This window comes from Halomonas koreensis (assembly GCF_031451675.1).
Classification (GTDB): domain Bacteria; phylum Pseudomonadota; class Gammaproteobacteria; order Pseudomonadales; family Halomonadaceae; genus Halomonas; species Halomonas koreensis.
Genome location: NZ_JARWAK010000011.1, coordinates 121,942 through 141,584, shown reverse-complemented (window position 1 = coordinate 141,584; position 19,643 = coordinate 121,942). Strand labels below are relative to the sequence as shown.

Below are 19,643 nucleotides of genomic sequence, written 5' to 3'. Positions count from 1 at the left end.
CCGCCGGGTCCAGGGTGTAGGCTTGCCGGTCGATCGATCCCTCCCACCCGCAAAGGACCCCGCCCCATGAGCGACATCCCCCAGTGCCCCGGCTGCGCCTCCGACTATGCCTATGACGACGGCCTCCAGTTCGTGTGTCCCGAGTGCGGCCACGAGTGGTCGAAGGCGCCCGACGCCGCCGTCGAGGAAGCGGCGACGGTCCGCGACGCCCATGGCAACCCGCTTGCCGACGGCGACAGCGTCACCGTGATCAAGGATCTCAGGGTCAAGGGGGCCTCCTCGGTGGTCAAGGTCGGCACCAAGGTCAAGAACATCCGCCTGGTCGAGGGTGACCACGACATCGATTGCCGGATCGACGGCATCGGGGCGATGAAGCTGAAGTCGCAGTTCGTCAAGAAGGCCTGAGGTCCTCGGCGGGCGGCAGGCAGGCCGGCAGGGCCTCGCGCAGCGAGCGCGGGGCGAGCCCCAGGTCGGCGAAGGTGCCCACCCCCTCGCCGACCCGGTTGTCGCGCGCCATCAGGATGACCTGGTCGCGGGTCAGCGGCGGCGACGGCAGCGGCGACAACAGCCGGGCCAGGGCACGCCAGGCGATGAACGGCACCGGGACCAGGGGGCGTTCGCGGTGCAGCCGGGCCATCACCAGCTCGAGGATCTCCCGGTAGCGCAGCACGTCGCCGCCGCCGAGCTCGAACAGGCGCCGCCGTGGCGCCGGCCCGCCGGCCAGCTGGGCCAGGGCCCGGGCCACGTCCACCACGTGCACGGGCTGCAGGCGGGTCTCGCCGCGCCCGAACAGCGGGATGGCCGGCAGCCGCGTCAGCCGGGCCAGGGTGCCCAGGAAGGCGTCGTCGGGCCCGAACAGCACACTGGGCCGCACGATGATGGCCTTGGGCATGGCGTCGAGCACCGCCGACTCGCCCCGCGCCCGGGCGCGCACGTAGGCCGAGGGCGAGGTGCTGTCGGCACCGATCCCCGAGAGCTGGATCAGCCGCTCGATCCCCGCCTCCCGGGCCAGCCGGGCCAGCCGGCCGGCGCCCTCCACGTGGATGGCCTCGAAGCTCAGCCGGCGGGTCGGCACGTAGAGGCTGACCGCATTGACCACCGCCCCGGCGCCCTCGAGGGCCGCCGCCACCTCGGCCTCGCGGCGGAGGTCGGCGGTCGCCAGCTCCAGCGGGTCGCCGGGCTCGGCCCAGGCCGGACGCCGCGGCCGCCGGGCCACCAGGCGCACCGGCCGGTCGGCTTCCACCAGCTCGCGCACCAGGGCGGCGCCGAGAAAGCCGGTGCCGCCGAAGACCACGGTGGGGGCGTCGCGCATGTGGTGTCCTCCCTCGGGTTGCCGCGCTAGCTGGTGCCCAGCGCCAGGGGGCCGTTCTCCTTGACCGAGCGGATGGCGAAGCTGCTGTCCACGGTATTGACCATGGGCAGCTTCTGCAGGCGCCTCACCCAATCTTCATAGGCCGGCAGGTCGCGGGTCGCCACCTGCAGCAGGTAGTCGAAGCCGCCGGACACCGTGTGGCAGTCGATGACCTCCGGCATGTCGCGGACCGCGGCCTCGAACGCTTCGACCTCGGCGTCCTGGTGCTGGCGCAGGCGCACCTGCACGAAGATGGTGATGCCCAGCCCCAGGCGCTGTCGATCCAGCGCGGCCCGGTAGCCGGTGATCCAGCCTTCCTGCTCCAGCCGTCGGATGCGCCGGCCGCAGGGCGAGGGCGACAGGCCGACGCGTTCGGCGAGCTGGGCGGTGGTCAACCGGGCGTCCCGCTGGAGGGCGTCGAGCAGGCGGCGGTCGATGCGGTCGAGTCGGTGGTCCGGCATGGCATGGCTCGAATCGGCGCGAAGAAGGCTTATCTTGGCATAGATGGCCAATCACCGGCAGTCGGCAGCGCGGGTTTGCCGGCGAATGCCGATCGAGATGGCGGACAATGGATGCCTCCTTCACCGACCGAGCCTCGCCATGCCCGTCTCCCATCCGCTCCGTGTCACGCCTCAGCCGGCCAGCCGGCGGCATCGGCTGACGGGCGCCGCCGCCGCCCTGGCCGCCGTGCTGATCTGGTCGATCTATTTCCTCTCGCTGCGCCAGGGGGCGCTGTCGCCGCTGGGGCGGCTGGACCTGACGCTGTTTCGCTATGCCGTGCCGGGCCTGTTGCTGCTGCCGCTGCTGGTGCGGCGCTGGCCGACGATTCGTCGCGTGCCCCCGCTCTGGCTGGCGGGCATGGCGCTGGGCGCCGGCGTGCCCTTCTTCCTGCTGGGTGCCGTGGGCATGGCCTGGGCGCCGGTGGCTCACGGTAGCACCCTGATTCCGGGGACGGCGCCGCTGTTCGTCACCGGCATCGCGGTGGCGCTGTTCGGCCAGCCGCTGGGCCGCTGGCGGCGCCGGGGGCTGGCGGCGATCCTGGTCGGGGTGATCGCCCTGCTGTGGAGCGGCTGGCGGGAGAGCGCCGCCCTGGGGCTGGGGCAGCTGATGTTCCTTTCGGCCAGCCTGATGTGGGCGATCTTTACCCTCAGCCTGCGGCAGAGCGGCCTCTCGGCCCTGGAGGCCACCGCCGTGGTCACGGTGCCCAACGGCCTGGCCGCGGGGCTCTACCTGCTGGTCGGGGCGAGCGAGTCGACCCTGCCGGGCCTGCCCGTGGGAGTCTGGCTGCCCCAGCTGCTGGTGCAGGGGCTGCTGGTGGGCCTCGGTTCCGGGCTGATGGTCGGGCTGGCGATCCGTGGCCTGGGCGCCGAGGCGGCCTCGGCGCTGGGCTCCCTGACGCCGGTGTGCGCCACCCTGCTGGCCCTGGCGTGGCTCGGCGAGGCGATCACCCCGGCGACCCTGCTGGGGCTGACGCTGGTGACCCTGGGCGTGGTGGCCGCCAGCGGCTGGCCGGATCGGGCCACCGAGCCCGGGCGCGATCATGCTCGCCGGGCCGCCGCCTCCCGAATGGCCATGGAGGGAAGGGAGGAGGGGCCCGAGTCGGGTCTATCCTGAGACAGGGCGCTTGGCCCCGGCGGCGACATGCCCGCGTATCGGAGGGAGCATCATGGCCATGATTCCCGTGCACCCCGGTCCCGGGGCGGCCCCGGACCTCGCCGGGGCCATCCTCGAGACCGCCCTGATCATCGCCGAGGCGCGGGGCTGGGAGGCGGTGAGGCTCACCGAGGTGGCGGCTCGGCTGGGCGTTCCCGCCAGCCGCCTGCCGGCCCACTATCGCGACCTCGACGCCGTGGCCGATGCCTGGTTCCAGCGGGGACTGGCGGCCATGCTCGCCGACCCGCCCGGCGGCTTCGCCGACTGGCCGGCCCGCGATCGCCTGGCGCATTGCCTGCTGGCCTGGTTCGACGCCCTGGCCTCCCACCGCACCATCACCGCCCAGATGCTGCGCACCAAGGCGCATCCACCGCACCCCCATACCTGGATCCCGATGCTCGTCGAGCTGTCGCGCCTCATCCAGTGGTGGCGCCAGGCCGCCCGTCTCGAGGCCCCCTACGGCAGCCGTCGCGCCCGACGGGAGGAGGTCGTCCTCACCCTCCTGTTCCTCGCCACCCTGAGGGTCTGGGAACGCGACACCAGCCCGGATCAGCATGACACGCGGCACTTCCTGCATCGACGCCTCGAGCGGCTCTCGCGATGGCTGAGTTGGGACGAGTGAGCGTCCCCGCGCGGCAGAGGCCGCGGAGCTCCTCCCGGCCGGGGCCATAAGGCGGCGGCCCGGCCGTCATGGCGGCTTCCACGACGACGCAGTCGCGAGACGAAAGTCTAAAGGCATTAAGTCGGATTTTGCCAGACCCTATGTCCGACATACACAACATAGAGTCCGACAAGGGCCACCACCTTCCGGAAGCCGACCATGTCCCGATCCGCCGACACCGACCGCCGCACGGCGCGTCCCGATATCGCCGACGTCCTCGCCGAATCCATCTTCAGCGGGGAGTATTCGCCGGGGGACTTCGTGCCCAAGGAGCTGGATCTCTGCGAGCGCTTCGGCGTCAGCCGCAGCACCGTGCGCAGCGCCTTGCAGACGCTGGTGGCCGCCGGGCTGCTGACCCGCATCTCGGGGCAGGGCACCCGGGTCCGGGCCCTGCAGGAATGGCACCTGCTCGATCCCAGGGTCAGCGGCTGGATGGCCCGCTTCGCCCAGCCCAACCCGCGCATCCAGCGCGAGATCTTCGCCTTCCGCGTCGCCGTGGAGCCCTTCGTCGCCCGCCTGGCGGCGACGCATGCCACCGCCGCGGACCTGCTGGCCATCGAGTCCGCCTACGAGGGCATGATCCGGGCGCTGGAGCAGGACGACCTGCACTGGCAGGGCAAGTCCCACGACGAGCACGACGTGACCTTCCACGAGGCGATCTTCGCCGCCTCCCACAACCTGGTCTGGGCGCAGATCAGTCACGTGCTCAAGCCGGCCATCGCGCTGCTGGTGGAAACGTCCAACCACAGCGCCGACGAGCTTCACGACAGCATGGAACGCCATCGTCGGGTGATGGAGGCGATCCGCCTGCGTCAACCCGAGCAGGCCGCCGAGGCGGCCCTGCGGGTGCTGGAGCGCACCGGACGGGATCTCGGCCTGGAGGCCCTGATGCCCGTTCTGCCCACTATCGAAAGCCCAACAACAAACCGCGATTGAGGAAGTCTCATGATGTCACGCCTGCCCCTCAAGACCCTTTCCATCGCCGTGCTCGGCGCCCTGGCCGCGAATGTCCAGGCCGCCGACCACGAGTGGACCTTCCAGACCTCCGAGACCGCCGGCGAGCCCCAGTTCGAGATGAAGAAGGCCTGGGCGGAGAACGTCGAGCGCATGTCCGACGGCCGGATCAGCATCGAGATCCTGCCGGTGGGTGCCGTCGTCCAGGCCAACCAGACCCTGCAGGCCGTCCAGTCCGGCATCCTCCAGGGCCACCTCACCGATCCCAGCTACTTCACCGGCCAGGATCCGGCCTTCGGCATGATCGGCAACCTGGCCGGAGCCTGGAGCGATCCCTACGACTTCCTCGACTACATGAACAACGCCGGGGGCGAGGCGCTCTACAACGAACTCGTCGAGCCCTATGGCCTGCACCTGATCGGCGCGGCCGCCACCGGCCTGGAGTCGCTGCCCTCCACCCGGCCGATCCGTTCCGTCGAGGACATGCAGGGGCTCAAGCTCCGCGCCCCGGAAGGCATGGTCTACAACATCTTCGAGGCCGCCGGCGCCACGCCGGTCAACCTGCCGGGGTCCGAGGTCTATACCGGCCTCGAGAAGGGCGTGATCGACGCCGCGGACTACACGGTGTTCGCCACCAACCAGGCTCAAGGCCTCCACGAGTTCGCCCCCTATCCGCTGTATCCCGGCTTCCACTCCCTGCCGATGGTCTCCGTCTCGCTGAACAAGCAGATCTGGGATGGCCTGCCGGCGGACCTGCAGGCGATCCTCGAGACCTCGGTGGACGACCTGGCCTACGAGATGGTCGCCCAGCTCAAGACCCGCGACCTGGAGGCCGTGCGCGAGGCCCGTCAGGATCCGGACATCGAGATCATCGACCTGCCCGCCGACCAGCGTCGCGAGTTCCGCAACATCGCCAGGCAGGAATGGGCCGAGTGGGCGGACAGGAACGAGATCACCGCCGAGTTCTACGACTCCGTGGTCGCCTACCTGGAAAACCACAACCTCCTCTAAGCCCCAACCCGTCGGGCCATGGTGACGTGTCCCGACGGCCTATCCCGAGGTCCTCCCATGACTCAAGCGTCCCGTCGCCCGGAGGGCGGCTCGACCGAGGCCGCTCCGCGGCCTGCCGATCAGGCGCGCAACGTCTTCGATCGCGGCGTCATGGCCGGCGGACGGGTGGCCGCCTGGCTGGTCTTCGTCGCCATGGCGATCAGCGTCTTCGAGGTCGTCATGCGCTATGCCTTCGGCTCCCCCACCTCCTGGGTCCACGAGACCGTGGTGATGCTGGTGGCGGTGAGTTTCTCCCTGGGCGGCCCCGCGACCCTGGCCTGCAACCGCCATATCCGGGTGCGGGTGCTCTACGACAGCGTCGGTCCCCGGGCCAGGCTGTGGCTCGACCGCTTCAACGATCTGGTCACCTTCGGCTTCTGCCTGGGGATGAGTTATGCCGCCTTCGTGATGTTCTGGGGGGCCACCCACAGCCCCCTGGGCGAGTGGCGGCTGGAGCGCTCCGGCACCGCCTGGAACCCGCCGTTCCCGGCCCTGGTGAAGGGCATGATCCTGCTGGCGCTGGCGATCATGTGCGTCCAGGCCCTGCTGCACCTGATCCAGTCGCTGCGCGGCAAGCCTGCGCCGGCCCCCGCCGACGTGGAGGACGCCGCCTGATGGATATCGCCCACGGAACCCTGTTGCTGGTGGGGCTGATCTTCGCCCTGCTGGTCACCGGCCTGCCGCTGGCCTTCATCACCGGCCTGGTGGCGCTGGCCTTCACCTTCGGCTGGTTCGGTCCCGATGCCCTGCCGCTGGTCACCAGCCGCGTCTATGGCTTCGTCACCGAATATTCCCTGGTGGCGGTGCCGATGTTCGTGCTGATGGCCTCGCTGCTCGACCGCTCGGGGATCGCCCGGGACCTGTTCAACGCCATGCGGGTCTTCGCCGGCCGCCTGCCCGGCGGTGTGGCGGTGCAGACCGTGGTGGTGGCCTTCTTCCTGGCCGCCCTGTCCGGGATCATCGGCGGCGAGATCGTGCTGCTCGGCATCCTGGCGCTGCCGCAGATGCTGCGCCTGGGCTACGACAAGCACCTGTCGATCGGCGTGGTCTGCGCCGGCGGGGCGCTCGGCACCATGATGCCGCCGTCCATCGTGCTGATCATCTACGGCCTGATCGCCTCGGAGTCGATCGCCGACCTGTTCACCGCGGCCATCACCCCGGCGGTGATCCTGATGCTCTCCTACATCGGCTATGTGCTGGTGCGCTGCCTGCGCAACCCCGAGATGGGCCCGCCGATGACCGAGGCCGACCGCACCGAGGGCTTCGCCAACCGTTGGCAGGCGCTCAAGGCGGTCATCGTGCCCGGGCTGATCGCCGGCCTGGTGCTGGGCTCGATCTACGGCGGCGTGGCCTCGGTCACCGAGGCGGCGGCCATGGGCGTGTTCGGCGTGCTGCTGGCGGTGGTCGCCCGCGGCGAGTTCTCGCCGAAGACCCTGCACGAGAGCCTGGGCCAGACGCTGACCACCTGCGGCATGATCATCTGGATCGGCATCGGCGCCGCCGCGCTGGTGGGGGTCTACAACCTGATGGGCGGCAACCGCTTCATCTCGGGGATGATCATGGATCTGGAGGTGGCGCCGATCGTGATCATCCTGGTGATGATGGCCATCCTGCTGGTGCTGGGCATGTTCCTGGACTGGATCGGCGTGGCCATGCTGACCCTGCCGATCTTCGTGCCCATCGTCGAGCAGCTCGGCTACAGCCCGATCTGGTTCGGCATCCTCTTCGCGGTGAACATGCAGGTGTCCTTCCTCTCGCCGCCCTTCGGCCCGGCGGCCTTCTACCTCAAGGGCGTCGCCCCGGCGAGCGTCAGCCTCAAGGACATCTTCGTGGCCCTGCTGCCGTTCATCGCCCTGCAGCTGTGCGTGCTGTTCGCCCTGCTGTTCTGGCCCGACCTGGCCATGTGGCTGGTCTGACCCGGCGCCGGCCCGGGCCGGCGCCGCTTCCCCGACTCCCGAGAGGTGACGCGTGAGGATTACCCGACTGAAGACCTGGCAGGTGCCGCCCCGCTGGCTGTTCCTCAAGATCGAGACCGACGAGGGCGCTTACGGCTGGGGGGAGCCGGTGGTGGAGGGCCGGGCGGCCACGGTGGAGGCGGCGGTCCACGAGCTCGCCGACTACCTGGTCGGCCAGGACCCGCACCGCATCGAGCACCTGTGGAACGTCCTCTACCGCGGCGGTTTCTATCGCGGCGGTCCCGTCCTGATGAGCGCCATCGCCGGCATCGACCAGGCGCTCTGGGATCTCAAGGGGCGCGACCTGGGCGTGCCGGTCCACCAGCTGCTGGGCGGCCGGGTCCGTGACCGGATGCGCATGTACGCCTGGACCGGTGGCGACCGGCCGAGCGAGGTGGCGTCCGGGGCCCGGGCGCTGGTCGAGCAGGGCTTCACCGCCTTCAAGATGAACGGCACCCCCGAAATGGCCATCGTCGACAGCCATCGCAAGGTCGACGAGGCCGTGGCCCGGGTGGCCGAGGCCCGGGAGGCCGTGGGGCCGGACGTGGGCATCGCCATCGACTTCCATGGCCGGGTGCACCGGCCCATGGCCAAGGCCCTGTTGCGCGAGCTGGAGCCCTTCCACCCGATGTTCGTCGAGGAGCCGGTCGCCCCGGAGCACCTGCCCAGCCTATCGTCCATCGCCGGCGGCCTGGGCTATCCCCTGGCCACCGGCGAGCGGCTGCACACCCGCTTCGCGTTCCGTGATCTGCTCGCCGACGGCATGGTCGACATCGTCCAGCCGGACCTGTCGCACTGCGGCGGGATCAGCGAGGGACTCAGGATCGCCTCCCTGGCCGCCTGCCATGACGTGGCGCTGGCCCCCCACTGCCCGCTGGGGCCGCTGACCCTGGCGGCGTCGCTCCAGCTCGACGCGGTGAGCCACAACGCCTTCATCCAGGAACAGAGCATGGGCATTCACTACAACCGCGACAACGACGTCCTCGACTACCTGGTGGACGAGTCCGCGCTGGCCATCGAGGACGGCTTCTGCGCCATCCCCGAGGGTCCGGGCCTGGGCGTCGAGATCGACGAGGCCTTCGTCGAGGAGCGGGCCCGGGTGGGCCATCGCTGGCGCAACCCGGTGTGGACCCATGAGGACGGCTCGGTGGCGGAGTGGTGATGCCATGAACGACAGCCACGACAGTCTCCTCGACGCGATCCTGGCGACCCGGCCGCTGGTGGCCATCCTGCGCGGCATCACCCCCGACGAGGTCGAGCCGGTGGTCGACGCCCTGGTGGCGGCGGGATTCCGGCTGATCGAGATCCCGCTCAACTCCCCCGAGCCCTGGACCGGCATCGAGCGTGCCGCGGCCCGCTGCCCGGCGAATGTGCTGGTGGGCGCCGGCACGGTGCTCGAGCCGGCGGACGCCGCCCGCCTGGCCGAGCGGCGCGCCCCGCTGCTGGTCACCCCCAACACGGATCCCGCGGTCATCTCCGCCGGCCTCGCCCATGGCCTGGCGCCGCTGATCGGCTGCATGACCCCCTCCGAGGCGCTGGCGGCGGCCCGCACCGGGGCGCGCGGGCTCAAGCTGTTCCCGGCCGCCCGGCTCGGGCCCGGCTACCTTCGGGATATCCGCGCCATCCTGCCGCACCGGGTGCCGGTGCTGGCGGTGGGAGGCATCGAGCGGGCCGACATGGCCGAGTGGCACGCCGCGGGCATCGACGGCTTCGGCTTCGGCGGCAACCTCTACCGGCCCGGCCGCTCCGCCGACGAGGTGGGGCGCCTCGCGCGCCAGCTCGTCGCCGAGTGGGAGCGGCTGCGGGGGGAGGGGGGCGCATGACGGGGCGTCACCTGATCGCCGTGGACTGGGGCACCAGCAACTTCCGGGCCTTCCTGGTGGATCGGAAGACCGGCGAGTGCCTGGACAGCCGCCGCTCGGCGGCCGGGCTGCGGGCGCTGTCGACCGGCGAGTTTCCGCGCTATTGCGCGGCCCAGTTGAGGGGCTGGCGGGACGGGACCGGGGTGCCGGTGTATCTCGCCGGCATGGTCGGCTCGGCCCGGGGCTGGTGCGAGGCGCCCCAGCTCGAGACTCCCGCCGGCCCGGCGGATCTCGCCGGGCAGCTGGTGCCGGCCCCGGGACTGGACCAGGCCTGGATCGTGCCCGGTCTCAAGACGCTCGGCGACGACCACCTGGACGTGATGCGCGGCGAGGAGATCCAGGCGTTCGGCGCCCTGGCGCTGCGGGGGATCACGGAGGGTGTCTGCTGCCTTCCCGGCACCCACAGCAAGTGGGCGCGGCTGTCACGGGGTCGCCTGATCGACTTCACCACCATGATGACCGGCGAGCTCTACCACGCGGTGCGCCATCACACCCTGGTCGGCGAGCCGTCGCGGGGCCGGGAGGGAATCGACGAGGGGGGCTTCCGGCAGGGCCTGGCCGCGGCCCGCCACCCGGCGGGGCTGCTGCATGCCCTGTTCGAGGCACGCAGCCGGCACCTGCATGGCGGGCTCGGGGGCGAGTCGGTGGCGGGCTTCCTCTCGGGGGTGCTGATCGGCTCGGAAGTGCTCGCCCGGCTCGGCCGGGAAGAGGGCGAGGTCAGCCTGGTGGGGAGCCCGTCGCTGAACGGCCTGTATCGCCTGGCCCTGGAGGCTTATGAGGTGCCGGTGATCGAGGTGGACAGCGATCGCGCGACCCTCGCCGGCATCGTGGCGCTCGCCGAGCGTCACGAGTCGCGGAGGAATCCGTAGGAGGAAGGTGCCGTGATGACGCGGGGAGTCATGCCTCCCGGGACGTCCGGTCGATGATTCGGTACGGCCGGGTTTTTCGGTAAGGAAAGCGACGAAGGCGTGTGAAATAAACGGCGAATTGCGCCGTCTTTTTCGTGCCTATGAGACGGAGGTGGGCGTCTTATTTTCCGGTGGCGAGTGCCAGGAATTCGTCGACGATCTCCTGGGGAGACTTGCGGATGTCGAGGCTGATGGCCTCGTCATCGCCGGGGGGTTCCAGGGTGGCGAGCTGGCTGTCGAGCATCGGGGCGCCGGCGAAGAAGTGATCCTCACGCGTATCCAGCCGCTCCAGCAGCACGTCGCGACTGCCCGCCAGATAGAGGATCGCCAGGTCCGGGGCTCCGCGACGCAGGATGTTCCGGTAGCGATGCCGCAAGGCCGAGCAGCCGATGACCAGGGGCCGACCCCGGGCGCGGTAGTCCCGGTAGAGGTCCGCCAGGGTCGCCAGCCAGGTGGCGCGATCCTCGTCGTTCAGGGGCTCCCCGCGAGCCATCTTGGCGATGTTGGCCGGACTGTGATGGTCATCGGCATCGATGAAGGTCGCCCCGAGGGTATCGGCGAGGCGACGTCCGATATGCGACTTTCCTGATCCGGAAACGCCCATGACCAGGATGCTGTTGAGGGAATCCTTCATGCGAGAATCTTCTGGGTTATTTCGCCAAATGGATGGCGAAGATTCTAGCATTTTTTTGCAAAAGGAGGAGGGGGAATCTAGGCACCCGGAGAGGGTGCCCGGGACTCAGCGATAGCCCGCCATCAGCTCGCGGATCAGCGGGGTGTCGGCGTCGCGATGGGTGGGCAGCTCGAAGCGGGCCCGGGCGATGGCGGTGCGCGACAGGGTGGCGGTGATCAGCGTCTCGCGGTCCTCGGCCTCGGCGAGCACCTCGCCGCGGGGGCCGAGGATGCGCGAGCCGCCCCAGAAATGGCTGGCCCCCTCGGGGCCGTAGCGGTTGGCCATGATCACCGGGGTGCCGTAGGTCATGGCGTAGAAGCGCACGTTGAGCCCCCAGTTCTGCTCGTTGGAGAAGTCCTCGCTGACGATGCCCGAGGCCGAGTTGATCGGCGCGCAGAGCACCGTGGGGCGGGGCAGCAGGGCGGCATGCACCAGCGCCGGGTTCCAGAGGTCGGCGCAGATCAGCTGGGTGGCCGACCAGCCGGGGCGGACCTGGGCCTGGGTGAGCTCGCTGCCGTGGGAGAACCACTTGCCTTCCTCGAGGCCGCCGTAGGTGGGCAGGTTGAGCTTGCGGTGCACCGCGACGATCTCGCCGTCCTGGAGGATGGCCAGGGCGTTGTAGTACTCGCCGGGGCTGGCCTCCTCGACGAAGCCCACCACCGCCTGCATCGCGCCGCAGGCCTCGGCCAGCCGGGCGAGGCGCGGATCCTCGACGGGCATGGCGACCTGCATGACCTGGCCGCCGAGGCCGTAGCCGGTCAGCGAGAGTTCGGGGAAGACCAGCAGCTCGACGCCGTGGGAGGCGGCCTCATCGATGACCTCCAGGTGGCGCTCGAGGTTGGCGTCGACCGCGCCGAGGCCTGCGTTGATCTGGGCGGCGGCGACATGGAGTGCATCCTGGTAGTGCATATCACGCTCTCGTCGGGGGGCGGGCCCTGGGGGGAGGCAGGGAGCCCGCCGAGTCAGTCATCGGTTCGGTCGTCACCCGTCGAGCGGGACATGGCCCGCTTGACCAGGCGGAACAGCAGCCAGTGCAGGGCCGCCAGCACGATCAGCGAGGCTCCCATCAGCAGGAGGAAGGACGTCGTCATCGGGCAGTCTCCGCAGGGTTTGCGACATGCTAGCGAGGCGGCGGCCGGGCGTCGATGCCTGGCCGACGCCGTCGTCCTCTCAGCCCCTTGCGGGGGCGCCGAGCAGCGCCAGCAGGTCCCCGGCCGGGCGATCCTCCAGGGTCAGGATCGTCTCCCGCAGTCGTTCGGCGCGCTCGCCGAGGACCGGGTCGGCCAGCGCCCGGTACTTCGCCGTGAGCTCGGCGTCGGACAGCGGGTTGTGCGGATTGCCGCGGGCCTCGCAGGGGTCGCTCTCCAGCACCCGGCCGTCGGCCAGGTGAAGTCGCGCCGAGGCCCAGCGTTCGGCGGGGAAGCGGGCGTTGAAGGCCTCGCTCTCCTGGAGCTCGACCCGTGAGGCCAGGTCTCGCAGGTCCGGCGCCTCGAGGAGGGTGACGGCCTCGGCGTCCAGGGTGCCGCGCCCGAGGGCACAGGCCACCGACCAGGGCAGGCTGTACTGAGCCTGTTCGGTGCTGGCCGGGTGGACCACATGCAGCCGCCTGGCCTCGTGGAAGGTGACGATCTCGATGCGCGAGACATCGCCGGGGTCGCCGATCCGATCGCGCAGCGACAGCACGGCCTCCACCGCCGGCTGGGCCCAGCGGCACACCGGGTAGGCCTTGAAGTACTGCTCGTGCAGGTACCAGCGGCGGCCGAGGTCGGCCCAGAGCGCGTCGACCCCGGGGTCGGTCACGGTCAGCGCCGGCGCCCCGGTAAAGCCGTCCCGGGCCAGCAGGGCCGCGGAGACGCCGGTCATGGCGCCCCAGCCGGAGCCGTCCTTGAGCATGGTGGGGTGGTCGATGCAGCGCATCATCTGGCTGCGGGGCCCGTAGAACTCGGCGATGCCCAGGGCATGATGGAGGCGGTGCGCGTCCAGGCCCATCAGTCGGCCGGCCATGGCGGCCACGCCCAGGGCGTTCCAGGCGCCGGAGGTATGATAGTCGGGGCTGACGGCATGCAGGGCGATGCCGGCCCGGGTGGCGACCTCGTAGCCCAGCGTCAGCAGGCCGAGGACGTCGCGGCCGGACAGCCGCTCCACCTCGGGCAGGGCGAGCAGCCCGGGCAGCAGCGCGACCCCGGCATGGCCCTTGGTCAGCACCTGGCCGTCATGGGCGTCCAGGGCGTCGATCAGCCAGGCGCCGTGCAGCGCCACCCCGGTGGGCGAGGCCCGGCCGTCGGCGAACAGCAGCGGCCGGTCGCCGCCGTGCTGGGATCTGGCGAAGCGCCGGGCGTGGCCGGCCAGGTCGGTGCGGGTGGCGCCGGCGGCGACGCCGACCAGGTCCAGCAGGCAGCGCTTCGCCTGGGCGGTCAGGTCGGCATCGGGGAGCGGGTCGGCGTCGAGGATCCAGTCCAGGGGAGCGGTGGGCGCGGTCATGTCGAACTCGTCGTCGCGGAAGAAACACGAAGGCCGCCCGGGGGCGGCCTTCCAGTGGCTTGCCTGAGGCTGGTTTACAACAGGTCGTTGTCTTCCAGGAAGGACTGAGCCACGTCCTCGATGGTCTCGCGCTCCACGTCGACCCGGGCGTTGAGGGTGGCCATGGTCTGGTCGTCGAGCAGCGATGACAGGGCATTCATCTGCTCGGCCAGCTCGGGGTTGGCCTCCAGGGTCTCCTCGCGCACCACCGGGGTCAGGGCGTAGGCGGGGAAGAAGGCCTGGTCGTCCTCCAGCACCTGGAAGTCGAAGGCCGGGATGCGGCCGTCGGTGGCGAACACCAGGCCCACGTCGACCTGGCCGTCGCGCAGCGCCTGGTAGACCAGGCCGGAATCCATGCGCTTGACGTCGGCGCGGCCGACGCGGAAGTCATAGGCCTGCTGCAGCGGGCGCCAGCCGTCCTCGCGGGCGTAGAACTCGGCGTTCATGGCAAACGCCAGTTCCTCGTCGTCGTTGACCGCCCGAGCCAGCTCCGAAAGCGAGTCGATGCCGGTCTCCTCGACGGTCTCCTCGCGCATGGCCAGGGCATAGGTGTTGTTGGCATCGGAGGGCTCGAGCCAGACCAGGCCCTTCTCGGCGTCGAGTTCCTTGACCCGCTGGTAGGTCTCCTCGGGGGAGAGCGACTCGGTGACGTCGTTGTAGTTGATCAGCGAGGTGCCGGTATACTCCCAGTAGAGGTCGATCTGGCCGTTCTCCTGGGCCTGGCGCAGCACGGCGGAGCCCATGCCGGCCCGGCTTTCCACGTCGTAGCCCAGGCCCTCGAGGTACTGGGTGGTCATGCTGGCGAGGATCTGCTGTTCGGTGAAGTTCTTGCCGCCGACCACGATCTCGTCGGCCTGGGCGGTGGTCATGGCGCCGGCCAGGGCCAGGCCGGAGAGGGTCATCATCATGCGTTTCATCGGGGACTTCTCCTCTTGTTGCCGCGTTACCGGGGCCGCCGGACGGCGGCCTTGAACACCGGTGTGATGCGTTCAGGCCCGTGACGGGTTCACGCCGCGGGGCACCACCAGGAAGGCGGTGGTGGCGATCAGGGCATCGACCACGATGGCCAGCAGCGCCGTGGGGATGGCGCCGGCCAGCATCATCACCGGGTCGTAGAGATCGATGCCGGTGAAGATCAGCTCGCCGAGGCCGCCGGCGCCGATCAAAAAGGCCAGCGGCACGGTGCCCACGTTGATGGTCAGGGCGGTGCGGATGCCGGCGAAGATCACGTAGAGGGCATTGGGCAGCTCCACCTTGACCAGCCGCTGGGCCGGCGACATGCCGATGCCGGCGGCGGCCTCCATAAGCGCCGGATTGACGCCCTTGAGGCCGGCGTAGGTGTTACGCGTGATCGGCAGCAGGGTGGCCACGAACAGGCCGAACACCGCCGGCACGGTGCCGATGCCCAGAAAGCTCATGGACAGCGCCAGCACCGCGAGCGTCGGGATGGTGGTGCCGACGTTGAGCACCTGCATGGCCGATTCGGCGACCCGGGCCATGCTGGGCCGGGACAGCAGGATGCCCAGCGGGATGGCCACCAGGATGGCCAGGCCGCCCGAGATGGCGGTCAGCCAGAGGTGCTGCACCGCCAGGAACCGCACGTCGGGCAGGTAGAAGATGAAGTCCTCGATGACCCCGCTGGACTGGCTCCATACGCCGCCGAAGAAGATGGCGACCAGCAGCAGGATGCGCAGGGCCCCCTTCAGGCTCTGGATCGGCATCGGCTTACTCCTTGCTGGCCAGGTCGGAAGGGGCGGCCTCGGCCTCGGTCGGCCGGAAGCGCGACCCCAGGTGGTGCGTCATGGCGCGCTGGGTGATCTGGCCGCACAGCCGGCCGTCGTCGTCCACGCAGGGCAGCCAGGTGGTGTCGTGGGAGAACATCAGCGAGGCCACCTTGCGCAGGTCGTCGTCCAGCGAGACCCGGGCCGGCACGTTCTGCAGGTGGTCCCGGCAGTAGCCCTTGGTGGTGCGCGCCTGGGCGCGGGTGATCAGGCCCACCGGCTGGCGGCGATCGTTGACCACCAGGATGGCGTTCTGGTAGCCGAAGTCGTCGATGCGCGTCAGGGCGGTCTCCAGGGTGTCGCCCGGCGAGACCGTGCCGATCTCGTCGGACACCACGTCGCGTACCTTGACCAGGTTGAGGCGCTTCAGCGCCCGGTCCTCGCCGAGGAAGGACTCGACGAACTCGTCCTTGGGCGCGGCCAGCAGGTCGTCGGGGCGCGAGTACTGCTCCAGGTTACCGGCGCGGAAGATGGCGACGCGGTCGCCCATCTTGATCGCCTCGTCGATGTCGTGGCTGACGAACATGATGGTCTTCTTGAGCTCCTGCTGCATCTTGAGGAACTCGTCCTGGATGACCGCGCGGTTGATGGGGTCGATGGCGCCGAAGGGCTCGTCCATCAGCATCACCGGCGGGTCGGCGGCCAGCGCCCGGGCCACCCCGATGCGCTGCTGCTGACCGCCGGAGAGCTCGCTGGGGTAGCGCTTGAGGAAGGCGTCCGGGTCCAGGGCGATCATGTCCATCAGCTCCCGGGCGCGGGCCTTGTACTTGGCCCTGTCCCAGCCCAGCAGCTTGGGCACCACGGCGATGTTCTCCTCGATGGTCATGTTGGGGAACAGGCCGATCTGCTGGATCACGTAGCCGATGTTGCGGCGCAGCTCCTGGGTGTCCAGGCCGGTGGTGTCCTCGCCGTCGATGAACACCTTGCCGGAGGTGGGTCGGATGATGCGGTTGATCATCTTCAGGGTGGTGGTCTTGCCGCAGCCGGAGGGGCCGAGCAGGATGCAGATCTCGCCGGCGGGCACCTCCATGTTGATGTGGTCGGCGGCGGTCACCGCGCCCTTGGGGGTGTCGAAGACCTTGGTCAGGTTGTCGAGTCGGATCATGCAGGGGGTCCTTGGTTTGGCCTTGTGGGTCGCGAGGGAGGAGGGCTCAGGCCGTTTCGGCGGCGCGCTCCATGCCCTTGGGCGTCAGGCGTTTCTGGAGGGCCAGCAGGCCGTAGTCGACGAGGATCGCCAGCAGGCTGACCGCCACGGCGCCGAGGATCAGCTGGCGCGGATCGGACTGGGAGATGCCGCGGCTGATGAAGGTGCCCAGGCCCCCGGCGCCGATGTAGGCGGCGATGGCCATGACGCCGATGTTGAGCACCACGGCGGTGCGCACCCCGGCCATGATCACCGGCACGGCCAGCGGGATCTCTACCATGCGCAGGCGCTGGTTCTGGCTCATGCCGATGCCGCGGGCGGCCTCGCGCAGGGCGGGATCGACGTTGTGGATGGCGGTGTAGGTGTTGCGGATGATCGGCAGCTGGGAGTAGAGCAGCACGGCGATCACCGCCGGCAGGTAGCCGATGCCCTGGCCGATCAGCGAGAGCACCGGGATCATGATGCCGAACAGGGCGATGGAGGGGACGGTGACGATGATCGAGGCCACGTAGAGCACGGCCTTGGCCAGGCGTTCGTTCTTGGTGATGGCGATGCCGATGGGCACGCCGGTGAGGGTGGCGATGCCCACGGCGACCCCGACCAGGGCGATGTGCTCGAGCGTTCGCGAGATCAGCAGGTCGAGGTTGTCCAGGGCGTACTGAATCAGTTCCAAATCCCTATCTCCTTGCAGGTCCCCATGCCGATGAAGCATAGCGCCGTTGGCCGTTGACGGCTCCCGGCGTCGGCGGTGGGGCATGACGGGCTGGCGCCCGGAAAACGGGCAAAGCTTAGCAAAGCTCGCTATGTATTTGTTTTTCCGGGGATGACGATGCGCAATGAAAGGAATTGCGGTCCCTGATCCATGAGCGTCGCGATGCATTCTCTCGATGAGAACGATTGTCGTTTTTGATGCTATCGGCGCCGAACGTGCCGGCAAGTCCCGCGTCGCGGCGGGAAGTGGACGCGCAGGGTTCACATCGGCGGTATACAGGACTAAAATGGTCCGCAATCGATCATCGGGGTATCCCGGGGAGGCCCGTCTTGCTGAAGCTGTCCAGGCTCACCGACTACGCGGCGGTGGTGATGGCGCAGATCGCCCGTCATCCGGAGCAGCCGCACGCCGCGGCCGAGCTCGCCGAGGCGGTGCAGCTGCCTCACCCGACGGTCAGCAAGACGCTCAAGATGCTGGTGCGTGCCGGCCTGCTGGAGTCCCGGCGCGGCGCCCAGGGCGGCTACTCCCTGGCCCGGCCGGCCTCAAGGATCACCGCCAGCGACATCATCTCGGCCATCGAGGGGCCGGTGGCGATGACCGAGTGTAGCCAGGCCGAGGGCGACTGCGACCTGGCCGCCACCTGCGGAGTGGCCGACAACTGGCAGCGCGTCTCGCTGGCGGTGCGTGCCCTGCTCGACAGCGTGACCCTGGCCCACCTGGCCGATACCACCCCGATCAAGCTGCCGGTGCAGCTGCCCATACAGAGCGTGAGCCTGGCCACCGAGGCCTGATCACCCGCGGATTCACCACCCGAGGCGAGCCGCGCTCGCCGACCCAACCAGCCCGGGAGGGGACATAGCATGGCAAGTCAGGAAATGGAAAAACTTGTCCGTCGCGAATACAAGGAAGGCTTCGTGACCGACATCGAGAGCGACACGGTTCCGCCGGGCCTGGACGAGAACACCATCGCCTTCATCTCCAAGAAGAAGGGCGAGCCGGAATGGATGCTGGAATGGCGCCTCAAGGCCTATCACCAGTGGCTGAAGATGACGCCGCCCTCCTGGGCCCACCTGGACTACCCGCCCATCGACTACCAGGCGATCTCCTACTACAGCGCCCCCAAACGCGACGAGGACAAGCCCCAGAGCCTCGACGAGGTCGATCCCAAGCTGCTCGAGACCTACGAGAAGCTGGGCATCCCGCTCCACGAGCGGGCGGCGCTGGCCGGGGTGGCGGTGGACGCGGTCTTCGACTCGGTCTCGGTGACCACCACCTTCAAGGAGAAGCTCCACGAGGCGGGCGTCATCTTCTGCTCCATGTCCGAGGCGATCCGCGACTACCCGGAGCTGGTCAAGCAGTACCTGGGCAGCGTGGTGCCCCAGGGCGACAACTACTTCGCCGCCCTCAACTCGGCGGTGTTCACCGATGGCTCCTTCGTGTTCGTGCCGGAGGGCGTGACCTGCCCCATGGAGCTGTCCACCTACTTCCGCATCAACGAGGCCAATACCGGCCAGTTCGAGCGTACCCTGATCGTCTGCGAGAGCCGCGCCCAGGTCTCCTACCTGGAGGGCTGCACCGCGCCCCAGCGCGACGAGAACCAGCTGCACGCCGCGGTGGTCGAGCTGGTGGCCCTGGAGGACGCCTCGATCAAGTATTCCACGGTGCAGAACTGGTACCCCGGCGACGAGGACGGCCAGGGCGGCATCTACAACTTCGTCACCAAGCGCGGCGACTGCCGCGGCGACCGCTCCCACATCAGCTGGACCCAGGTGGAAACCGGCTCCGCGATCACCTGGAAGTATCCGTCCTGCGTGCTGCGCGGCCGTGACAGCGTGGGCGAGTTCTATTCGGTGGCGGTGACCAACGGCCGCCAGCAGGCCGACACCGGCACCAAGATGATCCATCTGGGCGAGGGCAGCCGCTCGACCATCGTCTCCAAGGGCATCTCCGCCGGTCGCTCCGACCAGTCCTACCGCGGCCTGGTCAAGGTGGGCCCCCGGGCCAAGGGCGCCCGCAACTACACCCAGTGCGACTCGCTGCTGATCGGCGACACCTGCGGGGCCCATACCTTCCCCTATCAGGAGATCGGCAACAGCACCGCCACCGTGGAGCACGAGGCGACCACCTCCAAGATCGGCGAGGACCAGCTGTTCTACTGCCAGAGCCGCGGCATCGCCGAGGAGGATGCGGTGAACATGATCGTCAACGGTTTCTGCAAGGACGTCTTCCAGGAGCTGCCGATGGAGTTCGCCGTCGAGGCCGAGGCCCTGCTGAATGTCACCCTCGAAGGCGCGGTTGGTTAAGCCGCTGATGATGTGACCGCTATCGGGGTAGGTCATCGTAGGAGCTCAATTCATTGAGCGAATGGCGCCGCAGGCGCCCTGGGAAGCTTCGGTGAGCGGTGGCCACCGTTCTTCGC

General features: G+C 69.6%; 22 protein-coding genes. 12 read left to right on the top strand and 10 right to left on the bottom strand.

Translation table 11 applies throughout. The features are described 5' to 3' along the window. Positions 1 to 66: 66 nt before the first annotated feature. Positions 67 to 405 (top strand): zinc ribbon domain-containing protein YjdM, encoded by a 339-nt coding sequence (locus QC818_RS13310; RefSeq protein WP_309653352.1) that lies wholly within the window; start codon positions 67 to 69, stop codon positions 403 to 405. Here the strand turns inward: QC818_RS13310 and QC818_RS13305 are convergent. Together QC818_RS13305 and QC818_RS13300 are read right to left on the bottom strand one after the other, a co-directional pair. Beyond that, the gene (locus tag QC818_RS13305) at positions 392 to 1,312 is read right to left on the bottom strand and encodes a complex I NDUFA9 subunit family protein (RefSeq protein ID WP_309653351.1); all 921 of its coding nucleotides are present in this window, start codon (positions 1,310 to 1,312) and stop codon (positions 392 to 394) included. The genes QC818_RS13310 and QC818_RS13305 overlap by 14 nt on opposite strands. A gap of 26 nt (positions 1,313 to 1,338) precedes the next feature. Further along, positions 1,339 to 1,812, bottom strand: coding sequence for an Lrp/AsnC family transcriptional regulator (locus tag QC818_RS13300; protein ID WP_309653350.1), 474 nt, complete (start codon positions 1,810 to 1,812; stop codon positions 1,339 to 1,341). A gap of 139 nt (positions 1,813 to 1,951) precedes the next feature. Here QC818_RS13300 and QC818_RS13295 point away from each other — a divergent pair, with 139 nt between their 5' ends. From QC818_RS13295 to QC818_RS13255, 9 genes are all read left to right on the top strand, one after another. Further along, complete coding sequence (locus QC818_RS13295; protein ID WP_309653349.1) at positions 1,952 to 2,965, top strand: DMT family transporter; 1,014 nt, start codon at positions 1,952 to 1,954, stop codon at positions 2,963 to 2,965. 52 nt (positions 2,966 to 3,017) lie between these two features. Further along, complete coding sequence (locus QC818_RS13290) at positions 3,018 to 3,626, top strand: hypothetical protein (protein WP_309653348.1); 609 nt, start codon at positions 3,018 to 3,020, stop codon at positions 3,624 to 3,626. A gap of 198 nt (positions 3,627 to 3,824) precedes the next feature. Next, on the top strand, positions 3,825 to 4,601 hold the full coding sequence (locus QC818_RS13285; protein WP_309653347.1) for a FadR/GntR family transcriptional regulator: 777 nt from the start codon (positions 3,825 to 3,827) through the stop codon (positions 4,599 to 4,601). A 9-nt stretch (positions 4,602 to 4,610) separates the two neighbouring features. Further along, positions 4,611 to 5,630: a TRAP transporter substrate-binding protein gene (locus QC818_RS13280; protein ID WP_309653346.1), complete on the top strand. Its 1,020-nt coding sequence runs from the start codon at positions 4,611 to 4,613 to the stop codon at positions 5,628 to 5,630. Positions 5,631 to 5,687: 57 nt separating this feature from the next. Continuing rightward, positions 5,688 to 6,284: a TRAP transporter small permease subunit gene (locus tag QC818_RS13275; RefSeq protein ID WP_309653345.1), complete on the top strand. Its 597-nt coding sequence runs from the start codon at positions 5,688 to 5,690 to the stop codon at positions 6,282 to 6,284. Then, positions 6,284 to 7,585 (top strand): TRAP transporter large permease, encoded by a 1,302-nt coding sequence (locus tag QC818_RS13270; RefSeq protein ID WP_309653344.1) that lies wholly within the window; start codon positions 6,284 to 6,286, stop codon positions 7,583 to 7,585. The genes QC818_RS13275 and QC818_RS13270 overlap by 1 nt, the downstream gene beginning before the upstream one ends. Positions 7,586 to 7,637: 52 nt before the next feature. Next, the gene (gene dgoD / locus QC818_RS13265; protein WP_309653343.1) at positions 7,638 to 8,786 is read left to right on the top strand and encodes a galactonate dehydratase; all 1,149 of its coding nucleotides are present in this window, start codon (positions 7,638 to 7,640) and stop codon (positions 8,784 to 8,786) included. 4 nt (positions 8,787 to 8,790) lie between these two features. Then, a complete protein-coding gene (locus QC818_RS13260) occupies positions 8,791 to 9,447 on the top strand; it encodes a 2-dehydro-3-deoxy-6-phosphogalactonate aldolase (RefSeq protein ID WP_309653342.1) in 657 nt (218 codons plus the stop codon). Continuing rightward, positions 9,444 to 10,355 (top strand): 2-dehydro-3-deoxygalactonokinase, encoded by a 912-nt coding sequence (locus QC818_RS13255; protein ID WP_309653341.1) that lies wholly within the window; start codon positions 9,444 to 9,446, stop codon positions 10,353 to 10,355. Before QC818_RS13260 ends, QC818_RS13255 begins: the two co-directional genes overlap by 4 nt. 160 nt (positions 10,356 to 10,515) lie before the next feature. Here QC818_RS13255 and QC818_RS13250 read toward each other — a convergent pair whose 3' ends face one another. The 8 genes from QC818_RS13250 to QC818_RS13215 all read right to left on the bottom strand — a co-directional run bounded on the left by QC818_RS13250 (position 10,516) and on the right by QC818_RS13215 (position 17,185). Then, positions 10,516 to 11,028 carry a gluconokinase gene (locus tag QC818_RS13250; RefSeq protein ID WP_309653340.1) on the bottom strand — a complete coding sequence of 171 codons (513 nt, stop codon included), beginning with the start codon at positions 11,026 to 11,028 and terminating at the stop codon, positions 10,516 to 10,518. A gap of 105 nt (positions 11,029 to 11,133) precedes the next feature. Beyond that, complete coding sequence (locus QC818_RS13245) at positions 11,134 to 11,976, bottom strand: nitrilase-related carbon-nitrogen hydrolase (RefSeq protein WP_309653339.1); 843 nt, start codon at positions 11,974 to 11,976, stop codon at positions 11,134 to 11,136. A gap of 53 nt (positions 11,977 to 12,029) precedes the next feature. Beyond that, positions 12,030 to 12,158, bottom strand: a complete 129-nt coding sequence (locus QC818_RS13240; RefSeq protein ID WP_309653338.1) for a hypothetical protein — start codon at positions 12,156 to 12,158, stop codon at positions 12,030 to 12,032. 79 nt (positions 12,159 to 12,237) lie between these two features. Then, complete coding sequence (locus QC818_RS13235; protein WP_309653337.1) at positions 12,238 to 13,548, bottom strand: MmgE/PrpD family protein; 1,311 nt, start codon at positions 13,546 to 13,548, stop codon at positions 12,238 to 12,240. A 74-nt stretch (positions 13,549 to 13,622) separates the two neighbouring features. Further along, complete coding sequence (locus QC818_RS13230) at positions 13,623 to 14,504, bottom strand: glycine betaine ABC transporter substrate-binding protein (RefSeq protein ID WP_309653336.1); 882 nt, start codon at positions 14,502 to 14,504, stop codon at positions 13,623 to 13,625. Between the two features lie 72 nt (positions 14,505 to 14,576). Further along, entirely contained in the window at positions 14,577 to 15,308 is a 732-nt protein-coding gene (locus tag QC818_RS13225; RefSeq protein ID WP_309653335.1) for an ABC transporter permease, read from the bottom strand. A gap of 4 nt (positions 15,309 to 15,312) precedes the next feature. Then, positions 15,313 to 16,473 carry an ABC transporter ATP-binding protein gene (locus QC818_RS13220; RefSeq protein WP_309653334.1) on the bottom strand — a complete coding sequence of 387 codons (1,161 nt, stop codon included), beginning with the start codon at positions 16,471 to 16,473 and terminating at the stop codon, positions 15,313 to 15,315. Between the two features lie 46 nt (positions 16,474 to 16,519). Further along, entirely contained in the window at positions 16,520 to 17,185 is a 666-nt protein-coding gene (locus tag QC818_RS13215) for an ABC transporter permease (RefSeq protein ID WP_309653333.1), read from the bottom strand. A gap of 368 nt (positions 17,186 to 17,553) precedes the next feature. Between QC818_RS13215 and QC818_RS13210 the strand changes: the two genes are divergently transcribed. Then, entirely contained in the window at positions 17,554 to 18,015 is a 462-nt protein-coding gene (locus QC818_RS13210; protein WP_309653332.1) for an SUF system Fe-S cluster assembly regulator, read from the top strand. A gap of 69 nt (positions 18,016 to 18,084) precedes the next feature. Further along, the gene (gene sufB / locus QC818_RS13205; RefSeq protein WP_309653331.1) at positions 18,085 to 19,527 is read left to right on the top strand and encodes a Fe-S cluster assembly protein SufB; all 1,443 of its coding nucleotides are present in this window, start codon (positions 18,085 to 18,087) and stop codon (positions 19,525 to 19,527) included. The last annotated feature ends 116 nt before the right edge of the window (positions 19,528 to 19,643 follow it).

Excerpts from the sequence above, each read along its gene's own strand:
- QC818_RS13230 (WP_309653336.1), bottom strand. The coding sequence starts at position 14,504 with ATGAAACGCATGATGATGACCCTCTCCGGCCTGGCCCTGGCCGGCGCC.
- QC818_RS13245 (WP_309653339.1), bottom strand. The coding sequence starts at position 11,976 with ATGCACTACCAGGATGCACTCCATGTCGCCGCCGCCCAGATCAACGCA.
- QC818_RS13300 (WP_309653350.1), bottom strand. The coding sequence starts at position 1,812 with ATGCCGGACCACCGACTCGACCGCATCGACCGCCGCCTGCTCGACGCC.
- QC818_RS13250 (WP_309653340.1), bottom strand. The coding sequence starts at position 11,028 with ATGAAGGATTCCCTCAACAGCATCCTGGTCATGGGCGTTTCCGGATCA.
- QC818_RS13220 (WP_309653334.1), bottom strand. The coding sequence starts at position 16,473 with ATGATCCGACTCGACAACCTGACCAAGGTCTTCGACACCCCCAAGGGC.
- QC818_RS13255 (WP_309653341.1), top strand. The coding sequence starts at position 9,444 with ATGACGGGGCGTCACCTGATCGCCGTGGACTGGGGCACCAGCAACTTC.
- QC818_RS13260 (WP_309653342.1), top strand. The coding sequence starts at position 8,791 with ATGAACGACAGCCACGACAGTCTCCTCGACGCGATCCTGGCGACCCGG.
- QC818_RS13240 (WP_309653338.1), bottom strand. The coding sequence starts at position 12,158 with ATGACGACGTCCTTCCTCCTGCTGATGGGAGCCTCGCTGATCGTGCTG.
- QC818_RS13225 (WP_309653335.1), bottom strand. The coding sequence starts at position 15,308 with ATGCCGATCCAGAGCCTGAAGGGGGCCCTGCGCATCCTGCTGCTGGTC.
- QC818_RS13235 (WP_309653337.1), bottom strand. The coding sequence starts at position 13,548 with ATGACCGCGCCCACCGCTCCCCTGGACTGGATCCTCGACGCCGACCCG.
- QC818_RS13310 (WP_309653352.1), top strand. The coding sequence starts at position 67 with ATGAGCGACATCCCCCAGTGCCCCGGCTGCGCCTCCGACTATGCCTAT.
- QC818_RS13275 (WP_309653345.1), top strand. The coding sequence starts at position 5,688 with ATGACTCAAGCGTCCCGTCGCCCGGAGGGCGGCTCGACCGAGGCCGCT.
- QC818_RS13285 (WP_309653347.1), top strand. The coding sequence starts at position 3,825 with ATGTCCCGATCCGCCGACACCGACCGCCGCACGGCGCGTCCCGATATC.
- QC818_RS13295 (WP_309653349.1), top strand. The coding sequence starts at position 1,952 with ATGCCCGTCTCCCATCCGCTCCGTGTCACGCCTCAGCCGGCCAGCCGG.
- QC818_RS13290 (WP_309653348.1), top strand. The coding sequence starts at position 3,018 with ATGGCCATGATTCCCGTGCACCCCGGTCCCGGGGCGGCCCCGGACCTC.
- QC818_RS13305 (WP_309653351.1), bottom strand. The coding sequence starts at position 1,312 with ATGCGCGACGCCCCCACCGTGGTCTTCGGCGGCACCGGCTTTCTCGGC.
- sufB (WP_309653331.1), top strand. The coding sequence starts at position 18,085 with ATGGCAAGTCAGGAAATGGAAAAACTTGTCCGTCGCGAATACAAGGAA.
- QC818_RS13280 (WP_309653346.1), top strand. The coding sequence starts at position 4,611 with ATGATGTCACGCCTGCCCCTCAAGACCCTTTCCATCGCCGTGCTCGGC.
- QC818_RS13270 (WP_309653344.1), top strand. The coding sequence starts at position 6,284 with ATGGATATCGCCCACGGAACCCTGTTGCTGGTGGGGCTGATCTTCGCC.